Source organism: Carboxylicivirga fragile (genome assembly GCF_050589805.1).
Lineage (GTDB): Bacteria > Bacteroidota > Bacteroidia > Bacteroidales > Marinilabiliaceae > Carboxylicivirga > Carboxylicivirga fragile.
This window is the reverse complement of record NZ_JBNGOY010000099.1, coordinates 1-4719: the sequence shown is the minus strand read 5'-3', so window position 1 is coordinate 4719 and position 4719 is coordinate 1. Positions and strand designations below refer to the sequence as shown.

4 protein-coding genes and 1 riboswitch are annotated in these 4719 nt (G+C 36.7%); all 4 genes read right to left on the bottom strand.

Annotation, left to right across the window (positions count from 1 at the left end; all coding sequences use genetic code 11):
- Positions 1-385 precede the first annotated feature (385 nt).
- Positions 386-964 (bottom strand): alpha-ribazole phosphatase, encoded by a 579-nt coding sequence (cobC, locus tag ACRD7B_RS22530; protein WP_430826929.1) that lies wholly within the window; start codon positions 962-964, stop codon positions 386-388.
- Entirely contained in the window at positions 961-1764 is an 804-nt protein-coding gene (locus ACRD7B_RS22525) for an adenosylcobinamide-GDP ribazoletransferase (protein WP_430826928.1), read from the bottom strand. The genes cobC and ACRD7B_RS22525 overlap by 4 nt, the downstream gene beginning before the upstream one ends.
- 57 nt (positions 1765-1821) lie before the next feature.
- Complete coding sequence (gene cobT / locus ACRD7B_RS22520) at positions 1822-2859, bottom strand: nicotinate-nucleotide--dimethylbenzimidazole phosphoribosyltransferase (protein ID WP_430826927.1); 1038 nt, start codon at positions 2857-2859, stop codon at positions 1822-1824.
- Between the two features lie 91 nt (positions 2860-2950).
- Positions 2951-3144, bottom strand: a riboswitch (cobalamin riboswitch).
- A gap of 29 nt (positions 3145-3173) precedes the next feature.
- Positions 3174-4529, bottom strand: a complete 1356-nt coding sequence (locus ACRD7B_RS22515; RefSeq protein ID WP_430826926.1) for a permease — start codon at positions 4527-4529, stop codon at positions 3174-3176.
- Between the last annotated feature and the right edge of the window lie 190 nt (positions 4530-4719).

Below are 4719 nucleotides of genomic sequence, written 5' to 3'. Positions count from 1 at the left end.
CCATTCAGCCTTACTAAAAGAGCTTTTGAAAATTGGTTTTGAGAAAAAAGAAAAAAGTCTACTTTTAACATGTCCTAAAAAAGGGAAGTCGACAAGGGAACTTAGGTATTTCACAAAGTCTCACAAAGTTTTTCCTTAGTGTTCCTTGGTGTTGTCCTTAGTGCGCCTTCGTGGTTAATCTTTTACCACAAAGTAAGCACAAAGGATGTTTCACAAAGTCTCACGAAGTTTTTCCTTAGCGTTACTTGGTGTTGTCCTTAGTGCGCCTTCGTGGTTAATATTTTACCACAAAGGGAACTAAGGTATTTCACAAAGTCTCACAAAGTTTTTCCTTAGTGTTCCTTAGCGTTCCTTCGTGAAGCCCTTTGGAACCTTCGTGGTTTTTTTATCCTTTTATAATTTCTACTTGGTGATAATCATCGTCATGGATGCTTATCTTTACAATAGCGCCATAATTTAAATGCAGATTAAATATATTGCTGGCTGGTATATTTAAGTATTTCATAAGAAAAGCACGAATAATACCCGAATGCGTTACAATGGCAATTTTTTTACTATTTCCATTTACCATTTGTTTCTCAAATTGCTCAACACGCTTTAGAAGTTGCTTAAACGATTCACCATTGGGTGGACTTTGTAATACGAAATTCTCAGCCCATACATCAATCTCATTTTTAGGAATAGCCTTCCAAAACATACCTTCCCAATCTCCAAAGTTTAATTCTTTCAAATTTTCATCAAGGTATACTTTCTGTGCATGAAAAAGATGTGTAGCCAATAATTTACATCTTTTTAAAGGACTGCTAAATATAATATCTGGACTGTATTTTGATGCAGTTAATATTTGATTTATATCATCCGCTTCACTATCAAAACAAGAATGACAATTTAAATCTATTTGGCCGTAGCATGTGCCTTCTTTCACATCTGGCGTTGTATGCCTAATCAATAGTAATTCTATCATTTGAATAATTGATTAAATGGGTTATTCGAGGCATCCATATGAATGATTGAAAGGATGGTTAAATAAACGACCAACTCTGTGACTTGCTGAATGGTTCCAAGACAATCGCCAGTATAGCCGCCAATCCATTTCTTAAAATAACGTTCCAATAAATATTTTGAAAGAATTAAAGGAATAATAACTAGCAGTATTCTTAAATCGTTGAATAAGAATAAAACTGGAAGCGAGATGAAAAAGGCGATTAAAATTTCCTTCGAATGAAGCGATTTAGTGATTGGTTTAGATTTGCTAGTTTCATCTTCACGCACATATGATAGGCTGTGCATTGTGCTAACCGCCATTAGGCGACTTAGTACATGCGCGGCAATTAATGCAATTACTATTTTGTTTGAAGGGATAGCATCTAAACTTGAAAATTTTGTGAATAACAATAGAATAATACCAACAGCTCCGTAGGCTCCAATTCTAGAGTCTTTCATTATAGTCAGTATCTTCTCTTTTGTCCAGCCACCTCCGAAGGCATCGCACACATCTGCAAAGCCATCTTCATGAAAGGCTCCCGTTAAAAGAATAGAGCTTGCCATCGATAATAATATGGAAACGGAGTGGGGTAGTAATTGGCTAAGCGTAATATAAATTAATCCACAAATTGCTCCAACTACATAACCAACGATTGGGAGATAGCGATTACATTTATTTAGGTTACTTTGCGAAAAAGCGATATTCTTAGGAATCGGAATTCGTGTAAAGAACCCAAAGGCAGTTAAGATGAGATTAAATTGATTCTTTAGTCTTTGCATTTGAAAATTGTAAAAAAGCCATTAGCTGACAGCTATCAGCCAATAGCTTATAATTTATTACTCAACATTACTTACTCCAGCGTCTTCAAAGCTAGACATTTCATTAATGAAATTCACGGCAGACTGCACCAATGGAAAAGCTATGGCTGACCCTGTTCCTTCTCCAAGTCGCATGCCCAACTGTAAGATGGCATCTGCCTTTAAATGTTGAAGCATCAATCTATGGCCTTGTTCTTCAGATTGATGTGCATACAAACAATAATCGGTTACATTGGGATTTATTGCATGGGCTGCCAGTAATGCGGAAGTTGCAATAAAACCATCTGATAAAATGATCATTTTCAATTCAGCAGCTTTTAAGATTGCTCCGCAGATAGTTGCAATTTCAAGACCTCCAAAAGTGGCAAGTATATCCATCGGTGAGCTCGTGTTTTGATGTAAAAGCAGTGCTTTTTCAATTACTTGTGCTTTATGGCTAATACCTTCCTTGTCTAATCCTGTTCCTGCACCTGAAGCTTCTGTTGCTGTGCAGTCTGTGTATTTACAAAGTAAGGCTGCCGCTGCGGTTGTGTTTCCAATTCCCATCTCGCCAAAACCAATAATGTTGCATCCTTCTGAATGAAGTTTATCAACAAGCTGCGCACCATTCTCCATAGCCTGTTTACACTCTTCAATGGTCATAGCTGGTTCAACGGCAAAATTACGCGTTCCCTTCCTTATTTTTAGATCAAGCAAATTGGTGTTGCTTTCAAAATCATAATTAACGCCTGTATCAGCCACTAAGAGTTGTATTCCATGTTGGCGGCTAAAAACGTTAATAGCAGCACCTCCACCTAAAAAGTTCATGACCATTTGAAACGTAACCTCTTGTGGGAAAGGGCTAATCTTTTCTTCAGTTACACCATGGTCACCAGCACATACCAGAATGCTTGGTTTAGATAATTCTGGCTTAAGTGTTTGTTGAATCTGACAGACTTTAAATGCAATTTTTTCCAGCGCGCCAAGGGCACCTAAAGGTTTTGTTTTTAAATCAATTTTCTTCTGAATAGACTCATTCAGCTGATTGCTTACTTGTTCAATTTTAAACTCCTGCATTTTCTAAATTTAAATAAGTTTTAAATCTTCAGGAGGGAGGATTATACAAATAGACACAGCTATGTAAGTGCTATTCTAGAATCACTTTACCCCGAAGTTGAATAAAAGGCAGGTCTTCCGGCTTACCCTGATGTTATTACCTTCCCATTATTATAACAGTGGTATTTAATAACATCACTTCACTAATGTGAAAGTGGGTTTACGGCTACGGGGATAGCTCTGGATTTCTCAATGAGGCACCAGATTCCCTTTTTAAGCGTTTGCACCTTTATGTTCCAAAAATAGAAATAATAATTGATAGCCAGATGGCAGAATTATTTATTCTCTTGGATAAACTCATAACCAAGTGACTCAATGGTGCTTTTAATTTGATCCAAGTCAAAGCTACTTGCCTCAATTACAAGCTGATTATTCTGAGGAGATGCGTTAACTTTACTGATTCCATTTAGTTTGATAAGGTTAGATTCAACGCTTGCTTTGCAATGGCTACAGGTCATTCCTTTTACTGTAAATGTTTTGCTTTGGATAGGTTTAGCCATAGCAAAGGATGTAAACTGAGGAGCGTTATTCAAAGGTTCATGTGCTTTATTTAGTACTGAGGAGTTTAGTTTTTGTGTTTTAATTTTTACTGACTTATTGTAGTTTGTTTTATTGATATACTGCCTTATATATCCATTAATAATTAAGCCAACAAGTATTATGGTAGACGCGATTTGTAGCCAGTTTGGTAATAGTTCGTGCGAGTGACTTAGATGTTCGGTGTGTTGGTTGATAAGGAACCATTCACGTGGAAGGAAGTGATTGATCAGAGTTCCAAAAAACAAGGCGCCAAGAATAATAGAGCCCAAGTAGGAGATTAAAGTACGATTGCCAAAAACTTTTTTTATCACAGTGATTGTGGCTGCATTGGTTGCTGGGCCAGCCATTAATAGTACTAATGCAGCTCCGGGGGAAAGTCCCTTGAGCATTAATACTGCGGCAATAGGTACAGAAGCAGTTGCACATAAATACAATGGTATGGAAGCCAATAATACCACTAACATGCTTATGGGTTCGTTATCGAGGTAATTCGTGAAAAAGTTTTCTGGAATTATCACAGCCATTAAAGTAGCAATCAGTATTCCAATTATTAACCATTTGGCAATATCCATCAAGAATTCATAAAAACCATAACGAAATATTCCAAACCAACCTTGATGAGTACCCATTTTATCATTCTCACAGGATTGTGGGCCATCATTGGTATTGACATCATCTTCTTTGGCTGTGGCATTTGTAGCGGCTCCACCTAATACTCCGGTTATTAAAGCCACTATTACACGTATAATTGCAAATGGTAAGCCGAGTAAAGAGTATGTTACCATAATGGAATCTACACCTGTTTGAGGCGTTGAAATTAAGAATGAAACACTAGAACCTTTAGAAGCCCCATTACGATAAAAGGAAATTCCGGTGGGAATAACACCGCAAGAGCAAAGTGGGAGAGGAATGCCTAGAATTGCCGTATTGATTACTGACATCCAATTACTTTTACCCATATAACGATCTATCCATCTTTGAGGAAACCAAACTTTAAGCACGCCTGCAAAGAAGAAACCTAAAAGAAGATAGGGCGACATAGCCTTTAATAGGTCAAATAAAGCATCTGCAAATTCTATAATTAGATTCATTTACGTTCTGATTAATATCAAATAAACAGTTGGTGTTATGAATGGTTCAGCTTGTATGTATCAATGTGTATAATTAAATACAATTAAAAGCCAATAAAAAGAGGCTGTCTCAAAAGTGAATTTAAAACCCAGATAACTTATAGATTAAAACTTAACCTTTATTTCTACCCCTCCAAACCTCCCCTAAAGT